Below are 16,664 nucleotides of genomic sequence, written 5' to 3'. Positions count from 1 at the left end.
CAATTCTAGCAGAGCCCCCTCGGGCATGCCATCGACTCATGCTAAACTGCGTGCTTTCCGTACTTGATCACCGAGCCTATTATGCTTGAGCGCATCCGAATTGTTCTTATCGGCACCAGCCATCCCGGCAACATTGGTGGTGTCGCCCGTGCCATGCACAACATGGGCCTGGCCGATTTAGCCCTGGTCGCTCCCCGCTGCGACGTCATTACACAAGACAGTATTTCCCGGGCCTCTGGTGCCGACCATTTACTCCATCAGGCAACTCTCCATGCCTCTATTGAGGAGGCCATCGCTGACTGCACCTTGGCCGTTGGGGCAAGCGCACGCTCGCGCACGTTACCGTGGCCAATGCTCTCCCCCCGCGAGCTTGCCGCACGCTTGCCCCAGGAGTGTAAGCCTGATAATGCCAGGGTGGCTCTGGTGTTTGGGCGTGAGGACAGTGGGCTGACCAATACCGAACTACAGCGCTGCCATGCCCATGTGCATATACCCACTAATGCAGATTTCAGTTCATTAAATCTTGCGGCAGCAGTACAGGTTCTGGCCTACGAATGCCGTATGGCATGGTTAGGCCAGATAGAGCCGCCCACAGTGACCGATGAACAAGATGAGCGAGCTACCCACGAGGAGCTGGAGCGCTACTTTGAGCACCTGGAGCGCACTCTGGTGGCAATTGAGTTTCATGACCCGGATCAACCGAGGCAGTTAATGGCCAGACTGCGCCGTCTCTATTTACGTGCTCGTCCGGAAAAAATGGAAATGAATATCTTGAGGGGGATTCTTTCAGCAACGGAAAAAGCGGCCCTCCCCAGGCAGCGCTAGGGTGGCAAGCAGGGGCTCGGCGACTACCCTAAACTTGAAGTTACAGCGGCATGCCCCAACATCGCTATCCTGCTTACGATATTCCAGGGTATCCGGCTACTTTGAGGCCATACCCTAACGCCCAAGGATTACCCATGTTTCAACGCCTGCGTGAAGACATTAACAGCGTATTCGACCGCGATCCTGCGGCACGTAATTTTCTTGAGGTGCTGACCAACTACCCTGGTCTTCACGCGCTCCTCCTGCACCGTTGCAGCCATTGGCTATGGGTGAAAAACGCCAAGTGGCTGGCCCGCACACTGTCGACATTCTCCCGATGGTTAACGGGTATTGAGATACACCCTGGTGCCACCATTGGCCGTCGTTTCTTTATCGACCATGGCATGGGTGTGGTGATCGGCGAAACCGCACTGGTGGGCGACAACGTAACGCTTTACCAGGGCGTGACATTGGGTGGCACCAGTTGGAATAAAGGCAAGCGGCACCCCACCCTTGAAGATGGTGTGATTGTAGGCGCGGGTGCCAAAATTTTAGGCCCATTTACCGTGGGGGCTGGGGCGAAAATTGGCTCCAATGCAGTGGTGACCAAAGAAGTACCCGCAGGAGCTACCGTGGTGGGTATTCCAGGCAAGATCGTCAAGCGTGCCAACCCTGATGTTGAGGAAGCACTGAATGTGGACCCAGCCCGGCGGGAAGCTATTTGCCAGAAATTTGGTTTTGATGCTTACGGTGTCAGCCAGGATATGCCAGACCCCGTTGCCCGTTCCATGCAGGCAATGCTGGATCATATGCATGCCGTGGACGAACGCATAGAGCGTATGTGCGCCACACTGCGCAAGCTGGACGCCAGCTATCGGGATGGGCAACTACCCGCGCTGCGGGATGAAGATTTTGCCGATATTCTCGATGAAGAGGACACCGGTTGCCCTGGCCTTGGCAACTCCACCCGCGAAGCCAAGGTACAAAATCCGACAGCTGACGCAACCTCAGATACACCCAACTCGCACAATAGTTGACCAAAGCACTCAGGATTTCCATAATGGCAGTACATTTGCCGTAAGTACGCTGAGAAACCAGCGTCGAGGTACCTGTCATGCGCTTGACCACAAAAGGTCGTTACGCTGTTACTGCCATGCTTGATTTGGCGCTGAATGTTCAGCACGGCCCCACCAGCCTGGGCGATATTTCACAACGCCAGGAGATTTCCCTCTCCTACCTGGAGCAGCTGTTTGCCCGTCTACGCCGTGCTGGGCTGGTTACCAGCGTGCGCGGGCCCGGTGGCGGTTACTTATTGGCGAGACACCCAGAAGAGATCAGCGTATCCCAGGTGATTGATGCCGTAAATGAAACGGTCGATGCGACACGCTGCCAGGGCCTTTCTGACTGTCAGCAGGGCAGTACCTGCTTAACCCACCACCTGTGGTGCGAACTATCGGGGCAAATTCGTAACTTTCTCGATGGCATTACCCTTGCCCAACTGATGCAACGCCCCGATGTTATACGTATCGCTTCCCGGCAAGAGCATCGCGCAAAAGTTAGTATTCTTACTGTATCTCCTTGAATATCAATACCACACGCTGGAACCCATGACTTCAACAACCTCACCTTCGCTGCCCATCTATTTAGACTATGCCGCCACCACGCCGGTAGATGCCCGTGTGGCAACGGTGATGCAGCGTTACCTGACGGTTGATCAGCTATTTGCCAACCCGGCTTCGCGCAGCCATATGCTGGGCTGGCAGGCAGAACAGGTAGTTGAACAGGCACGCCGCCAAGTGGCCGATACCATTGGCGCCGACCCGCGTGAGATTGTCTGGACCAGCGGTGCAACGGAAGCCAATAATTTGGCGCTGATTGGCTTTATGCGTGCCAATCGCGAACGCGGGATGCATCTCGTCACCTCCAAAATCGAACACAAAGCGATTGTGGATACCGCGAAAGCACTTGAAAGTGAGGGGTTTGAAGTCACGTGGCTCACCCCGGATAAAGATGGCCGGATTTCACCTGAACAGCTACACGGTGCAATGCGCGATGATACTGCCCTGGTCTCGCTGATGGCGGTGAATAATGAGCTGGGCAGTATTCATGATCTTGCAGCACTGGCGGAAGTTGCCCACCAGTTTGGCGCCGCCTTTCACACTGATGCCGCCCAGGCAGTCGGCAGGGTCCCTTTAGATGTGGCAGCACAGCAGATTGATCTGATGTCTTTATCAGGTCACAAAACCTATGGCCCCAAAGGGGTGGGCGCTCTGTATGTGAAACGCCACCCGGATATTCGCGTTGAGGCGCTGATCCATGGTGGAGGGCATGAACGGGGCATGCGCTCAGGTACGCTACCCACTCACCAAATTGCTGGCATGGGTGAAGCATTCTTATTGATGCAGCAACAGCACCAGACAGATCAGGCCCATATCACACACTTGCGCAAACGCTTTTTGCAGGGGCTTGAAGACATCGATGGCATTATTGCCAACTCCCCCGTTACCCATGCAGTACCCAATATTCTCAACATTGCCTTTGAAGGCGTGGATGGTGAGTCACTGCTGATGGCACTACGCGACATCGCTGTATCGACCGGTTCGGCCTGCAACTCGGCAAGCGTTGACCCTTCCTATGTATTGTTAGGCATTGGTACTCCACGCGCGCTTGCCCTTTCGTCACTGCGTTTTAGCTTTGGCCGCTTTACCCAAGACGCCGATATTGATCATGCATTAAGTCTTATTCGTCATGCGGTGAGCGGACTACGCTCGCCTGCTCGCTAAGCGGCTGACATTAAGGACTTCCTAAAGGAGGACGCTCATGGCAACACTTTCCATTACGCCCGCAGCAGCCCAACAGATTCGTCATGTACTTGACGAGCGTGGTCAAGGGCTGGGCCTGCGCGTTTCCGTCAAGCCCAGTGGCTGCTCAGGCTATAGCTATGTACTCGACTTTGCCGATGAGGTGGAGGACGAAGAGATCCGCTTTGAGGAGCACGGTGCCAGCGTTTACGTTGCTCCCGACGCGCTGGATATGCTGGACGGCAGTGAGGTGGATTATGTAAGCGAAGGACTGAATCGCTTTTTCCGCTTCAACAACCCCAATGTAAAAGACCAGTGTGGCTGCGGAGAAAGCTTTACTGTCTGAGCTTTCACGGCAATATCACCGGTATTCATCCCTACCTTGAAGCGCTATAATCGCGGCCACTCGGCATCCAGTGATGCATGCGCGACACTGCCGAAACATTTTTCTGCGCCGCCCCGGCCATCCGGGGCGGCAATTTCTGCTTTATCCCTCTTTAAGGAGATTTTTGCATGGCGACTGAACGTACCCTTTCTATTATCAAACCTGATGCGGTTGCTAAAAATGCTATTGGTGACATCATTGCCCGCTTTGAAAAAGCAGGCTTACAGGTGGTTGCTGCCAAGATGCTCCACCTTTCCGAAGAAAAGGCTGGGGGCTTCTACGCTGAACACAAAGAGCGTCCTTTCTTCAAAGATCTGGTAGGTTTTATGACGTCCGGTCCGGTGGTTGTACAAGTTCTGGAAGGCGAAGGCGCTATCGCCAAAAACCGTGAGCTAATGGGTGCCACCAATCCAAAAGAAGCCGCACCGGGCACAATTCGCGCTGACTTTGCGGAAACAATCGACGCTAACGCTGTCCATGGGTCTGACTCCCCGGAAAGTGCTGAGCGCGAAATCAGCTACTTCTTCGGTAACGACGAAATCTGCCCGCGCTAAACACCGCGCTGCCGTTTCAACATCCGTTGCCGGCCATTTTCGCGGGGGCTGTGCCCCCGCCTCTTTCTGAACGCTGACCGCCATGACCACCACCGTAGCTCAACATACGCCTGCCTCCCACTCCACCACCGAACGCGCACCTGCCGCCCATCCAGCGCCAGAGCGCCAGAACCTGCTTGGCATGTCCCGCGAGCAGATGGAAACCTTCTTTCAATCAATTGGTGAAAAGAAGTTTCGCGCCGCCCAGGTAATGAAGTGGATCCACCAGGAAGGTAGCGATGATTTCGCAGCGATGACCAACCTGTCGAAGCCGCTACGTGAGAAACTGGCAAAAGTGGCTGAGATTCGCGGTCCCGGTGTTGTCTATGAAGGCACCTCCAGCGATGGAACCCGCAAGTGGGTACTGGAGGTAGAAGACGGTAGCTATGTTGAGACGGTGCTGATTCCAGCCGAAAACGGCAAACGGCGTACGCTGTGCGTCTCATCCCAGGTGGGCTGTTCGTTGGACTGCAGTTTTTGTTCAACCGGCAAACAGGGTTTCCAGCGCAACCTCACTGCTGCCGAAATCATTGGTCAGGTATGGGTTGCTCAGCGCAGTGTAGGCCCCCGCCGCGACACGGCCAACCGCCCGGTAACCAACGTGGTGATGATGGGCATGGGCGAACCCCTGCTCAACTTTGACAACGTGGTTCCCGCCATGAAGCTGATGCTGGACGATAATGGCTACGGGCTTTCCAAGCGCCGGGTCACGCTCTCCACCTCAGGCGTGGTACCAATGCTGGATAAGCTGGGTGATGAGATCGATGTTAGCCTGGCCATTTCGCTACATGCATCAACTGACGAATTGCGCAACGAGTTGGTGCCGATTAATCGTAAGTACAATATTCGCGCACTGCTGGATGCATGTCACCGCTACCTGTCTAAATGCCCCGACAACCGTCAGGTCACCATTGAATATACGCTGATAAAAGACATCAATGACCAGCAGGAGCATGCGGAACAACTAGCAGCGCTGCTGAAAGAGCTACCTTGCAAGATTAATCTGATACCGTTTAACCCGTTCCCAAATTCCGGTTATGAAAAGCCATCTCGTAATCAGGTCATGCGTTTTCAGCAGTGGCTCTATGATTTGGGCTACAACGCCACCGTGCGTACAACACGGGGTGATGATATCGACGCGGCCTGTGGCCAACTGGTGGGACGTGTTAAAGATCGTACTAAACGCAGCGCACGTTACATTCAGTCAGTGCAGCTTGATGCAGACTAAGCCTACGTTATCTTGACTTCCACTAAGCACAGCGCTTTGATGGACACGGTTTTATTTGCCATAACGGCACTGGGTTTTCATAGCTACCGCAAGAGGGCGTACATGATCGGTTACTGCAGGTGCCTACCCCCATTCAGGGTACCCATGCTGTCTGCGCTTTTATGCAGCATGTGGCTTGCCGGCTGTGCCACAACAAATAGCGCCCCAGGCCAGATCAACCAAGAAGCGACGGATGCCTATACCCAGTTAGGCGTGGCCTATTTAGAGCGTGATAACCTGCCACGTGCGTTAAACGCGCTTGACCGCGCTCTGGAGATTAATCCTCGCCATTCTGAGGCACTTCAAGCCCTTGCGCTGGTCTATCAGCAGCAAGGGGAATATGAGCTTGCTGATCACTATTTCCAGCAAGCCGTAGAAGCGGCTCCCTCGTTTACCCGAGCACGTAATAATTACGCCGCGTTTTTATACCAGCAGGCGCAGTTTTCCGCAGCCTGTGAGCAGTTGGAAATCGCATCGCAGGATGCCCAGTACGCCAACCGCGCCCAACTATTCACTAATTTAGGGCAGTGTTACGTGGCACTGGAAGAGTTTGATAATGCGCGCGACGTATTTCAACGCGCACAAAGTATCGACCCGCGTAACCCACGTGGGTACTTAATGTTAGCCGAACTGGAAGTTTCGCAGGGCAATTACGATCGCGCCTGGGAGCCACTGCAAAGCTATTTGCAGTTGGCAGAACCAGACCCGGCGGCACTGGAAATGGCGATTGACCTCGCCCACGCCCGTGGCGATTACGCTGCGGCTGCCGATTACCAGCGCCTGCTGAATGCCGACTTACTGGCGCCCTGATCACCTATTTTTATTGAAGGATGCTCAGCCATGAGCGAGATACAGTCACAAGATAGTATTACCTCACACACTGCCACTCCTGGTGAGCTGCTCTCGCGCCAGCGCGAAGCATTGGGGGTACCACTTGGAGACGCCGCACGCGCGCTCAACCTTCGCCCTGCGGTAATAGATGGATTAGAGAAAGATAATTACGATGAAATACCTGTTACCGCCTACCGACGCGGCTATCTGCGTGCCTATGCCAAGTATTTGGGCATGGATGATCATTTGATACTGGATGCCTACCAGGAGCACCATGGTGTCGCCGATGCAGAGAGAAAAGTCACTCCTGTCGCGGTCACCCGACCACCTTCCAAGGTAGGCGCATGGCTGTTCAAACTGGTGACCTTATTGGTTATCGTTGGCCTGATTGCCGTCACCGTCATGTGGTGGCAAAGCCGTGGTGGTAGCGAGCCCCCCAGCATGGGCGCCACCCCCACCATGGAAGAAGAGGGAGACTTCAACGCCACAATAGAGCCAGAGCCGACCCCCGTCGTTGAGCCAGCACCCGCCTCTACTGCTCAAACACCTGATGACATCGCAGCGGAGCCATTCAGAGAGGCTACAGAAGGCAGCGCCACAGCCGCCAGCACAGAGACCGGACCCGCAGCGCTCACGGAAGAAGCAACTGAGTCCGCCATACTGGCTGGCAGCGCATCAGCTACCCAAGAAGAAGAGCCGGAGCCGGAACCAGAGACTGCATCAACAGCAGATGCGAACACGCTGGAACTGACCTTTAATGAGCAGTCCTGGACAGAAATCTTTGATGCCAGCAACCAGAGAGTGTTTGTCGGCCTGCAAACGCCAGGCACCACCGCCTCAGTGGAGGGTGAGCCGCCCTTTCGCTTAACTATCGGTAATGCCACCGGCGTGGAACTGCGCTATCAGGGCGAGGTAGTTAACCTGCCCCAACGCGCAGGCGCTAACAATGTTGCCCGCTTTACTCTGGGAGAATGACTCATCTTATGCACGCCCCTTCCCCAATTAAACGCCGCCCGTCTCGCCAGATTCATGTTGGCAATGTAGCCGTAGGTGGCGATGCGCCGATCGCTGTTCAAAGCATGACCAATACCAACACACTGGATGTAGCCGCCACGGTGGCTCAAATTCAGCAGTTGGAAAAGGCCGGTGCCGATATCGTGCGCGTCTCGGTGCCCGATATGGATGCCGCCGAAACCTTTGGTCAGATAAAAAAACGGGTGAATGTTCCGCTGGTTGCAGACATCCATTTTGATTACAAAATCGCCTTGCGGGTTGCTGAACTGGGCGTTGACTGCCTGCGCATCAACCCCGGCAATATAGGTCGTGAAGACCGGGTTCGGGCAGTGGTTAGCGCCGCTCGAGACCACGGCATTCCCATTCGTATCGGTGTCAATGCTGGCTCGCTGGAAAAAGACCTCCAGAAAAAATATGGCGAGCCAACTCCCGCAGCACTGGTGGAGTCCGCCATGCGCCATATTGACTACCTGGATCGCCTGGACTTCCCAGAGTTCAAGGTCAGTGTAAAGGCTTCGGATGTCTTTATGGCGGTCGCCGCCTACCGCGATCTGGCCTCTCGCATTGAACAGCCCCTGCACCTGGGTATTACCGAAGCAGGCGGGTTGCGTTCAGGTACGGTTAAGTCTTCCATCGGGCTTGGCATGCTGCTCATGGATGGAATAGGCGATACAATCCGCGTTTCCCTCGCCGCCGACCCGGTGGAAGAGGTAAAAGTCGGCTTTGACATGCTGAAAAGTCTGAAGTTACGCGCCAAAGGCATCAACTTCATTGCATGCCCAAGCTGCTCGCGGCAAAACTTTGACGTTATCAGCACCATGAATCAGCTCGAAGAGCGCCTGGAAGATGTGATGACACCGCTGGACGTCTCAGTAATTGGCTGTGTCGTCAACGGCCCGGGCGAGGCAAAAGAGACCGATATTGGCCTTACCGGTGGCTCCCCTGCCAACTTGGTGTATATCGATGGCAAACCCGCCAGCAAGCTGCGCAACGACCATTTGGTGGATGACCTCGAAAAGCTGATCCGCGAGAAAGTACGTCAAAAACAGCAGCAGGAAAACGATATGATTGCTCGCAGCGTTTAACGCCGAGCCAGATTGCCCAGCCTGAACGTGCAGCATTTATCCATTCAGCCTGCCGCCAGCGCTGTCTCCCATACAAGGAGTTTTCATTGAGCAAGTCCGCCGCAAAAAAGATTCAAGCAATCCGTGGTATGAACGACCTACTGCCCAGCGAGAGCCCCCGCTGGCAATTTTTTGAGGCCAAAGTACGCCAGTTGATGCATCGCTATGGCTTTGATGAAATTCGCACGCCGATTGTTGAACAAACGGCACTGTTCGCCCGCTCGATTGGTGAAGTCACCGATATCGTCGAAAAAGAGATGTATACCTTCGATGATCGTAATGGTGACAGCCTGACACTGCGCCCAGAGGGCACAGCCAGCTGCGTGCGGGCAGCAATGGAACACGGCCTGCTACATAACCAAACCCAGCGGTTGTGGTATCAAGGCCCCATGTTTCGCCATGAGCGCCCGCAAAAAGGCCGCTACCGCCAATTCCACCAGGTGGGGGTTGAAACCTACGGCTTTGACGGCCCGGATATTGATGCCGAAGTCATTTTGCTCTCTGCCCGCTTGTGGAAAGAGCTAGGCCTTCTGGATCACGTAACGCTGGAACTGAACTCACTGGGTTCGAGTGAAGCACGCGCGGCCTACCGCGATAAACTGGTGGCTTATTTTGAGCAGCATCGCGATATCCTGGACGAAGATTCCCAGCGGCGCCTGACCAGCAACCCACTCAGGATTCTCGATTCCAAGAACCCGGCAATGGCCACCATGCTCGACAGTGCACCCCAGCTAATGGATCACCTGGACGACGATTCCCGGGAACACTTCGAACAGTTGAAAGCCATGCTGGATGCCGCAGGTATCCAATATGTGATTAACCCGCGTTTGGTGCGTGGGCTGGATTACTACTGCCGCACGGTATTTGAGTGGACGACTACCGCGCTGGGCAGCCAGGGCACCATCTGCGCAGGTGGACGCTACGATGGCCTGGTTGAACAGCTGGGCGGCAAACCTACGCCTGCCGTTGGCTTCGCCATGGGCATTGAGCGTCTTGTGCTGCTGTTGGAAACGCTCAATCTGGTGCCCGACGAAGCCCTGGGTGGTTGTGATGTTTATCTGCTACCGATGGACGACAGTGCCACCGTGGCAGCTCTGACCCTGGCTGAGCAGCTTCGCAACGAACTGCCCACACTGCGGTTACAGCTACACTGCGGTGGCGGCAGTTTCAAAAGCCGCATGAAGAAAGCGGATAAAAGCAATGCGCCCATTGCCGTTCTGCTGGGCGAAGATGAGTTGGCGAACAACGCGGCAACACTCAAGTTTTTACGTGAAGAGCGCGAACAACAGCAAGTGGCCCAAACTGACCTTGCCGCGACACTTCACAACTTAGTTTCCCATTAATATTACTGCCAAACCGACTGCGCTTTTTTGGCAGATGAATACTTGCTAGCCGCCCAAGTGGCTAAGCCAATAGAACAGGAGGCCGCCCGTGGCGGATCTAAGAAGCGAAGAAGAGCAGCTGGATGTCGTTAAACGCTGGTGGAAAGAGAACGGAACTTCGCTAATTGCAGGCGCTGTTCTCGCTGCGGCGGGGGTCTTTGGCTGGAACGCCTGGCAGAACTACCAGGAGGGCCAGTCCGAAGCAGCCTCCGTGCGTTATCAGCAGTTAGTGAATATGACCGCTGGCAATGCCCTGAATGAAGACCAACTTGCCAACGCAAGAGAGTTGATTAGCGAAATTAACGACGACTATGGCAGGACACTCTATGCTGAGCTGGCACTGTTACTGGATGCCCGTCTTGCCGTTCAGCAGGGAAATTTGGCAGATGCCAAAAGCGCCCTTGAGCAGGTTACCAATAACTCCTCACGCCGTTATGTGCAAAGTCTGGCCTGGCTACGCCTGGCACGTATCGAGGTAGCCGACGGTAATCCTGATGTTGCGCTGAACCTGCTTGATGAGCCGATTACCGACTCGCTCGCTGCCCAGCAGGCCGATATACGAGGCGACGCTTACGCAGCGTTGGGTGAAACAGAGCAAGCACGCGAGGCTTGGCAAACCGCACTGGAGCTGGCCCAACATCGGAATCAGCCGCTTTACGGCGTACAGTTAAAGCTTGATGATCTCGGCGCCGAGGAGGCGACACAATGATGACGACCAGCCTAACCAAACAGCTATTGTCCAAACAGCTTTTACGCATCACCCTGGGCGCGGTCGCGGTAGCGTTATTGGCAGGCTGTGCCAGTAAGGGCGAACCAGCGTACACCCCCAAAGAACTGCACAGCTTTGAGGAAACCTCGTCGCTGGACAACGTATGGCGCCGCAATGTCGGCGACGGCCTGGGTCGTGCCCGTTACCCCATCGCCCCTGCGCGTGAAGGCGATACCGTCTTCGCTGCTGATGCCACAGGCCTGGTGATGGCGTTAGATGCCGACACTGGCGAACGTGACTGGCAAGTCCAACTGGACACCCCCATTTCCAGTGCACTCAATGCCATTGCTGGCCACGTATATCTGGGCACCCAAAACGGTGAAGTGATTGCCCTTGACCAGCGTGACGGCAGCGTGGTCTGGCGCTCACGTGTCTCCAGCGAAGTGCTGGCGGCCCCACAGGCTAATCAACAACTGCTGCTGGTTCAGAGCATTGACGGCCAGGTAACCGCGCTGGATCGCGCCAGTGGTGAAGAGCTCTGGGTATACACCAGCTCTCAACCATCACTGACACTACGGGGTACGGGCACACCGATGGCGATTGATCCCGTCACCTTTGTCGGCTTTGCCAACGGCCGGTTAGCCACCCTGGATAACCGCAATGGGCAAGTGCTGTGGGATATGCAAATTGCAAACCCACGCGGTCGTAGCGAAGTGGAGCGTCTGGTGGATCTGTCCGGTCAGCCTATCGTAACCCCGGATGGGAGGCTGTTTGTAACCAGCTATAACGGCCGTGTTGTTGCGCTTGAAGCCACCCGTGGTGGCGTTCTGTGGGAAAGCAATCTTTCCAGCCGCCACACTCCCATTCTGGTAGGCGACTTACTGTTCGTCGTTACCGACGATAGCCATGTAGTGGCGCTTGATGCCAGCAACGGCCAGGAAATCTGGCGCAATGACGACCTGGAAGATCGCTGGCTAACCGCCCCGGCCTTTGCTGATGGCCGCCTGGTATTCGGTGACTTTGAGGGCTACGTTCATCTGATTGACGCCCGCGAAGGTAATCTGGTTGGACGCACACGTGTTCACCGCTCGGGTATCAGCGTGCGCCCGGTCACAGAAGGCAGCACCATTCATGTCCAGGCCAATAATGGCCGCCTGGAAACCCTGGAAGTAACTCCATGACACCCGTCATTGCTTTAGTCGGTCGACCCAATGTGGGTAAATCGACGCTGTTTAACCGCCTGACGCGTTCGCGTGATGCCCTCGTGGCCGACTTTCCCGGCCTTACCCGTGACCGTAAATATGGCAATGGCATGCTGGGGGGTAAAACGTACACGGTCATCGATACCGGCGGTATCAGTGGTGATGAAGAAGGGATTGATGCGGCTATGGCCGAACAATCCCTGGCCGCTATTGATGAAGCCGATATCGTACTGTTCCTGGTGGACGCACGAGCTGGACTCAATGTTGCCGATGAGGCAATCGCCAATCACCTGCGCGTCAACCAGAAAAAAACATGGCTGGTCGTCAACAAAACCGATGGCCTGGAAGAGCATTCGGCAATGGCCGACTTCTGGTCTCTCGGGCTTGGCGATCCATGGCCCATCGCCGCTGCTCATGGCCGCAATGTTTCACTGTTGATTGACACCGTGCTGGAACCATTTCCAGAACGTGACCCCAGCATTCCGGCCGATACGGGCACAAAAGGCATCCGCATTGGCGTCATTGGCCGCCCCAACGTGGGCAAGTCCACACTGGTCAATCGGCTACTGGGTGAAGAGCGCGTTGTGGTGTTCGATGAGGCCGGCACAACACGTGATGCCATAGAGATCCCCTTTGAGCGACGTGGCAAACCATATGTCCTGGTTGACACCGCAGGCATTCGGCGCCGGAAAAATGTCAGCGAAATTGCCGAGAAATTCTCAATTATCAAAACTCTCGACGCTATTAAAGAGTGCCACGTAGCGGTAATGGTGCTGGATGCGCGCAGTGGCTTGGTAGAGCAGGACTTGCACCTGCTGGATTACGTGCTTACCACCGGACGTGCGCTGGTGCTGGCAGTCAACAAGTGGGATGGCCTGGAAAGCGAAGCCAAAGAGAAGATGCGCGCGGATATCAAACGCCGCCTTGGTTTTGCCGACTATGCAGAGATGCACTTTATCTCGGCGCTGCATGGTACGGCCGTGGGCGATTTATACCCATCGATTGAACGCGCGTTCAACGCAGCCAATGCTCACTGGTCAACCAACCGCTTAACCACACTACTGCAGGATGCAGTAAGCCAGCACCCGCCTCCCATGGTACATGGGCGACGTATAAAGCTGCGTATGGCACACCAGGGGGGCAGCAACCCGCCTATTATCGTTGTCCATGGTAACCAGACCGAAGCCCTGCCAGAAGCCTATCGCCGCTACCTGACCAACACCTTTCGTAAAGTGTTAAAGGTGCAAGGTACCCCGATACGCTTCGAATTCCGCTCAGGCAACAACCCGTTTGATCATATGGCGGGAGCCAGCGATAAAGAAAAAGCCAAAAAACGTGAGCTGAACCGTACCAAAGAAGCACGTAAAAGTCGGCGCTAACAGCCAGTATCGATACGTAAGACGCCTGCCTGGACTCTCCAGCAGGCGTTTTTTATGCTTGGCTATGGCCCACAAATTTGCTTGACAGCAGCACGGGCTGGCACTCAAATAGCCGCGCTTTTCAACACCACCTTATTAGCCCTTCCTGGGAGGGAATCTTATGTTGAATGCCGTTAACCGCTGGCGCACATGCGTCATACTGGTCCTGGCAAGCCTGCTGGCGGGCTGCCTTGCACTGCCCCAAACGGGTTTGTTTGCGTTTCGACTGGCCGTTACCTCTCTGGGTATTGAAGAGGTCCGTATTGGCCCTTACGACCTTCAAGCAGGTCTTGATACCAGCGACCTGACCAGCCTGCTAGCCTCCAGCCTTGGGGCAGGTACCCTGCCAGTTCAAGCCACACTGGCGATGGGATTGGGGCTGCCTGCTGGCATGCCCGCCGTGGAAATGTCCGGGTTTCGCTGGACCCTGGATATGCCAGGAGTCGACCCCGTGCAAGGCCAGTACCAGCAGGACGTTACGCTGACGCCAGGGGATGATGCCAAGTTACGTTTACCTGTCGCGTTCGACATCCTGGCTACGGATACTCAGCGTATGCAACCCATGCTGGAACTTGCCAGCCAGTTAGCGTCACAAGGCGAATTGCCTGCAGGCAGTGAGCTGGCTATTACTCCAGGCGATCTGCGTGGCTTAGGCATGACCCTGCCATCAGGCTTACTGACCCCGACCATCCGCCTGAATGTGGGTGCCGATGGTCAATTAATCCCCCAGCGCTAACGCCTGTTAAACGACTAAGCCTTCTCATGCAACCGCTTGCGGCCCACCCACTGGGCTGCAAATTGCCATGCCGTACGGCCACTGCGCCCGCCCCTTAGCGTAGCAAAACGAACAGCTTCGGCTTTCGTAGCGTCATTCCAGTCTTGCGGTTCGCCAATGCGAGTCACCCAGTGTTCGCATACCTCCAGGTAGGTTGCCTGACTAAAGGGGTGGAACCCCAGCCACAGGCCGAACCGGTCCGAGAGGGAGATCTTTTCCTCTACCGCATCCCCATGATGCAGCTCATCGCCCACCAGTCGTGAACCACTGTTGTCTTCCATTGATTCAGGTAGCAAATGGCGACGATTAGAAGTGGCATATAACAAAACATTCTCAGGCGGCCCGGTTAAGGCACCATCTAGTACGCTTTTAAGCGCTTTATAGGCATCATCGTTCCCCTCAAAAGAGAGATCATCGCAGTACACTACAAAGCGGTGTGGCGCATTGCGCAGTTGCTCAACCAGCATTGGCAGGCTACTGAGGTCATGGCGGTCCACCTGAATCAACCTTAACCCCACACTGCTCAGCGAATTGAGCAGTGCACGTATCACCGATGACTTGCCGCTTCCTCTGGAACCCCACAGCAAAGCATGGTTGGCGGGCAGACCTTGTAAAAATGCGCGGGTGTTGTCGATTAAGGCCAGTTTTTGCCGTTCAATACCGAGCAGATCATCCAGTGTCATTGTATCGCGCGGCGGCACAGGTAACAGCCGCCCACCCAATGGGTGCCGCTGCCAGATAGCGGCAACATGAGTGTTCCAGTCCACTGGAACCGGCACTGACGGCAGCCAGTGGTCAACGTGATCCAGCAGGCGCATTAAACGTTGGGTTAATTCAGCATCCATAGTTGCTCTCAGACTGCGTTATGATAAGAGGGTTGATTTACCACCGACAGTGGTTATCTTGTGTGCAAGGATCCCTACTCGTCTATAAGGAAACCGTCTATGCGCTGGCTCCGACCCTTGGCTCTAACTGCTTTGTGTGCCTCAATCGCGGCATGTTCCACCTCCCCGACTGGCCGTTCGCAGCTGCTACTGCTGTCTAATGATCAGCTCAACCAAATGGGTCAGCAGGCCTTTGCTCAGTACCAGCAGGATGTTCCTGGCGCTGATCAGGCAAGCCATCGTTACGTTCAGTGTATTACGGATGCCATTATTGATGTACTGCCTTCCGAGCAGCGCAACCTCGACTGGCAAATTCGTGTATTCGAGTCTGAGCAGCCCAATGCCTTCGCTCTCCCCGGTGGTTACATGGGCGTGAATACCGGCATGTTGGATATCGCCACCAACCAGAATCAGCTCGCGTCTGTGGTTGGCCATGAAATAGGCCACGTGCTCGCCAACCATGCTAACGAGCGAGCTTCCACTCAAAGCGCTACCTCACTGGGCTTATCCGTCCTTTCCAGCACATCCGGTATGCAAACTCCAGGCGGCCAACAGCTAATGGGCGTGCTGGGCATGGGCGCTGAATACGGCATCGCGCTACCGTTTTCACGCCGACATGAAAGTGAGGCCGATGCGATCGGTCTTCAGCTAATGGCACAGGCTGGCTTCGACCCCCGTGAAAGCATTACCCTTTGGGAAAACATGCAGGCTGCTTCCGGTGGTGGTGCGCCGCCCGCCTGGATGTCTACCCACCCAAGCCAGGGGCAGCGTATAGAGGGCCTTCAAGCCAATATGGATCAAGCGCTGGCAAGCTACGAACAAGCACGTAATAGCGGCCAAACGCCTGACTGTCCACGCCCATAGGTGGCCTAACCCAGAGGTTTGAATGATCCGATTTGGTTTGTTGCTACTGGTTCTGCCCATCCTGGTGCTGATGGGCGTTTATTTCTGGGAACTAGGCGATGTACGTGCCTGCCAGTTGGAAGGCGGGCACTGGGATTACCTGGAAAGCGCCTGTCGCGACACACCGCAGCCGTTTGTTTCATGGCTTGAGCGCTCGCCACTGCTGGTAAACGGCGGCATGTTGCTTTCCGTCATGGGGTTAGTGATGTGCATGGTGGGATTCTATACCAAACGCCGCTAACCCCCTTCTGAAGAAGGGGCGACCGTACAGGGGCAGTCAATCAGGCTGCCCTTTTGCATAATATATTGTCAGCTGTCGCCGTACTTGCTATTCGTTCACCCACCTCTCTACCATGCTCTTTCCTACCCATTTGTAAGCTATTTCTTAAAATTTTGTACGATATCGCTTACATTGTTGTAAGACATCGCTGACACCTGCCCTCAAGGGGTTGTGCTTCGCTCCTGGCTCGTTATTATCACTGTTTCTCATTAACAGTTGATGATTCCAGGAGGGAGCATGGCACTCAGCACGGGACTGCACTTCACCATCACACTGCCCGGCGTGGATGAGA

Annotated in this window: 19 protein-coding genes; 17 read left to right on the top strand and 2 right to left on the bottom strand. The window is 55.2% G+C overall.

The features are described 5' to 3' along the window. The first annotated feature begins 81 nt into the window (after positions 1-81). From trmJ to HP566_RS11485, 15 genes are all read left to right on the top strand, one after another. Positions 82-825 carry a tRNA (cytosine(32)/uridine(32)-2'-O)-methyltransferase TrmJ gene (gene trmJ, locus HP566_RS11555; RefSeq protein WP_249977415.1) on the top strand — a complete coding sequence of 248 codons (744 nt, stop codon included), beginning with the start codon at positions 82-84 and terminating at the stop codon, positions 823-825. A 134-nt stretch (positions 826-959) separates the two neighbouring features. Beyond that, positions 960-1,841 (top strand): serine O-acetyltransferase, encoded by an 882-nt coding sequence (gene cysE / locus HP566_RS11550; RefSeq protein WP_249977414.1) that lies wholly within the window; start codon positions 960-962, stop codon positions 1,839-1,841. 77 nt (positions 1,842-1,918) lie between these two features. After that, the gene (gene iscR, locus HP566_RS11545) at positions 1,919-2,386 is read left to right on the top strand and encodes a Fe-S cluster assembly transcriptional regulator IscR (RefSeq protein WP_249977413.1); all 468 of its coding nucleotides are present in this window, start codon (positions 1,919-1,921) and stop codon (positions 2,384-2,386) included. A gap of 25 nt (positions 2,387-2,411) precedes the next feature. Next, positions 2,412-3,587, top strand: coding sequence for an aminotransferase class V-fold PLP-dependent enzyme (locus HP566_RS11540; RefSeq protein ID WP_249977412.1), 1,176 nt, complete (start codon positions 2,412-2,414; stop codon positions 3,585-3,587). A 37-nt stretch (positions 3,588-3,624) separates the two neighbouring features. Beyond that, positions 3,625-3,951 (top strand): HesB/IscA family protein, encoded by a 327-nt coding sequence (locus HP566_RS11535; RefSeq protein WP_249977411.1) that lies wholly within the window; start codon positions 3,625-3,627, stop codon positions 3,949-3,951. A 167-nt stretch (positions 3,952-4,118) separates the two neighbouring features. Then, a complete protein-coding gene (gene ndk / locus HP566_RS11530) occupies positions 4,119-4,544 on the top strand; it encodes a nucleoside-diphosphate kinase (protein WP_159341190.1) in 426 nt (141 codons plus the stop codon). An 82-nt stretch (positions 4,545-4,626) separates the two neighbouring features. Beyond that, positions 4,627-5,811: a 23S rRNA (adenine(2503)-C(2))-methyltransferase RlmN gene (gene rlmN, locus HP566_RS11525; RefSeq protein WP_249977410.1), complete on the top strand. Its 1,185-nt coding sequence runs from the start codon at positions 4,627-4,629 to the stop codon at positions 5,809-5,811. A 144-nt stretch (positions 5,812-5,955) separates the two neighbouring features. Then, a complete protein-coding gene (gene pilW / locus HP566_RS11520; protein ID WP_425348189.1) occupies positions 5,956-6,660 on the top strand; it encodes a type IV pilus biogenesis/stability protein PilW in 705 nt (234 codons plus the stop codon). Positions 6,661-6,690: 30 nt separating this feature from the next. Further along, the gene (locus HP566_RS11515; RefSeq protein WP_249977408.1) at positions 6,691-7,656 is read left to right on the top strand and encodes a RodZ domain-containing protein; all 966 of its coding nucleotides are present in this window, start codon (positions 6,691-6,693) and stop codon (positions 7,654-7,656) included. Between the two features lie 8 nt (positions 7,657-7,664). Then, complete coding sequence (gene ispG / locus HP566_RS11510; RefSeq protein ID WP_249977407.1) at positions 7,665-8,780, top strand: flavodoxin-dependent (E)-4-hydroxy-3-methylbut-2-enyl-diphosphate synthase; 1,116 nt, start codon at positions 7,665-7,667, stop codon at positions 8,778-8,780. An 86-nt stretch (positions 8,781-8,866) separates the two neighbouring features. Beyond that, positions 8,867-10,162, top strand: coding sequence for a histidine--tRNA ligase (gene hisS / locus HP566_RS11505; RefSeq protein WP_249977406.1), 1,296 nt, complete (start codon positions 8,867-8,869; stop codon positions 10,160-10,162). Between the two features lie 88 nt (positions 10,163-10,250). Next, entirely contained in the window at positions 10,251-10,910 is a 660-nt protein-coding gene (locus HP566_RS11500) for a YfgM family protein (protein WP_249977405.1), read from the top strand. After that, a complete protein-coding gene (gene bamB, locus HP566_RS11495; RefSeq protein ID WP_425348190.1) occupies positions 10,910-12,091 on the top strand; it encodes an outer membrane protein assembly factor BamB in 1,182 nt (393 codons plus the stop codon). Before HP566_RS11500 ends, bamB begins: the two co-directional genes overlap by 1 nt. Then, positions 12,088-13,491, top strand: coding sequence for a ribosome biogenesis GTPase Der (der, locus tag HP566_RS11490; RefSeq protein WP_249977403.1), 1,404 nt, complete (start codon positions 12,088-12,090; stop codon positions 13,489-13,491). The genes bamB and der overlap by 4 nt, the downstream gene beginning before the upstream one ends. 160 nt (positions 13,492-13,651) lie before the next feature. Further along, complete coding sequence (locus HP566_RS11485) at positions 13,652-14,266, top strand: hypothetical protein (RefSeq protein ID WP_249977402.1); 615 nt, start codon at positions 13,652-13,654, stop codon at positions 14,264-14,266. A 14-nt stretch (positions 14,267-14,280) separates the two neighbouring features. Here HP566_RS11485 and HP566_RS11480 read toward each other — a convergent pair whose 3' ends face one another. Continuing rightward, positions 14,281-15,150 carry an ATP-binding protein gene (locus HP566_RS11480; RefSeq protein ID WP_249977401.1) on the bottom strand — a complete coding sequence of 290 codons (870 nt, stop codon included), beginning with the start codon at positions 15,148-15,150 and terminating at the stop codon, positions 14,281-14,283. Positions 15,151-15,249: 99 nt separating this feature from the next. Here HP566_RS11480 and HP566_RS11475 point away from each other — a divergent pair, with 99 nt between their 5' ends. Together HP566_RS11475 and HP566_RS11470 are read left to right on the top strand one after the other, a co-directional pair. Beyond that, positions 15,250-16,053 (top strand): M48 family metallopeptidase, encoded by an 804-nt coding sequence (locus tag HP566_RS11475; RefSeq protein WP_249977400.1) that lies wholly within the window; start codon positions 15,250-15,252, stop codon positions 16,051-16,053. Between the two features lie 22 nt (positions 16,054-16,075). Beyond that, positions 16,076-16,333 (top strand): hypothetical protein, encoded by a 258-nt coding sequence (locus HP566_RS11470; protein ID WP_249977399.1) that lies wholly within the window; start codon positions 16,076-16,078, stop codon positions 16,331-16,333. 144 nt (positions 16,334-16,477) lie between these two features. Here HP566_RS11470 and HP566_RS11465 read toward each other — a convergent pair. Next, positions 16,478-16,664: hypothetical protein (locus tag HP566_RS11465; RefSeq protein ID WP_249977398.1), on the bottom strand; the 187-nt coding region annotated here is incomplete at its 5' end.

It is taken from the genome of Vreelandella olivaria, assembly GCF_023507745.1.
Taxonomy (GTDB): Bacteria; Pseudomonadota; Gammaproteobacteria; order Pseudomonadales; family Halomonadaceae; genus Vreelandella; species Vreelandella olivaria_A.
Note: the sequence above shows the minus strand (reverse complement) of the source record. Positions and strands in the feature narration are given on the sequence as shown.

Bases quoted from the DNA above. Each gene is read 5' to 3' on its own strand.
- HP566_RS11540 (WP_249977412.1), top strand. From the start codon at position 2,412: ATGACTTCAACAACCTCACCTTCGCTGCCCATCTATTTAGACTATGCC.
- HP566_RS11470 (WP_249977399.1), top strand. From the start codon at position 16,076: ATGATCCGATTTGGTTTGTTGCTACTGGTTCTGCCCATCCTGGTGCTG.
- ndk (WP_159341190.1), top strand. From the start codon at position 4,119: ATGGCGACTGAACGTACCCTTTCTATTATCAAACCTGATGCGGTTGCT.
- trmJ (WP_249977415.1), top strand. From the start codon at position 82: ATGCTTGAGCGCATCCGAATTGTTCTTATCGGCACCAGCCATCCCGGC.
- pilW (WP_425348189.1), top strand. From the start codon at position 5,956: ATGCTGTCTGCGCTTTTATGCAGCATGTGGCTTGCCGGCTGTGCCACA.
- bamB (WP_425348190.1), top strand. From the start codon at position 10,910: ATGACGACCAGCCTAACCAAACAGCTATTGTCCAAACAGCTTTTACGC.
- iscR (WP_249977413.1), top strand. From the start codon at position 1,919: ATGCGCTTGACCACAAAAGGTCGTTACGCTGTTACTGCCATGCTTGAT.
- ispG (WP_249977407.1), top strand. From the start codon at position 7,665: ATGCACGCCCCTTCCCCAATTAAACGCCGCCCGTCTCGCCAGATTCAT.
- der (WP_249977403.1), top strand. From the start codon at position 12,088: ATGACACCCGTCATTGCTTTAGTCGGTCGACCCAATGTGGGTAAATCG.
- HP566_RS11475 (WP_249977400.1), top strand. From the start codon at position 15,250: ATGCGCTGGCTCCGACCCTTGGCTCTAACTGCTTTGTGTGCCTCAATC.
- cysE (WP_249977414.1), top strand. From the start codon at position 960: ATGTTTCAACGCCTGCGTGAAGACATTAACAGCGTATTCGACCGCGAT.
- HP566_RS11480 (WP_249977401.1), bottom strand. From the start codon at position 15,150: ATGGATGCTGAATTAACCCAACGTTTAATGCGCCTGCTGGATCACGTT.
- HP566_RS11535 (WP_249977411.1), top strand. From the start codon at position 3,625: ATGGCAACACTTTCCATTACGCCCGCAGCAGCCCAACAGATTCGTCAT.
- HP566_RS11485 (WP_249977402.1), top strand. From the start codon at position 13,652: ATGTTGAATGCCGTTAACCGCTGGCGCACATGCGTCATACTGGTCCTG.
- rlmN (WP_249977410.1), top strand. From the start codon at position 4,627: ATGACCACCACCGTAGCTCAACATACGCCTGCCTCCCACTCCACCACC.
- HP566_RS11515 (WP_249977408.1), top strand. From the start codon at position 6,691: ATGAGCGAGATACAGTCACAAGATAGTATTACCTCACACACTGCCACT.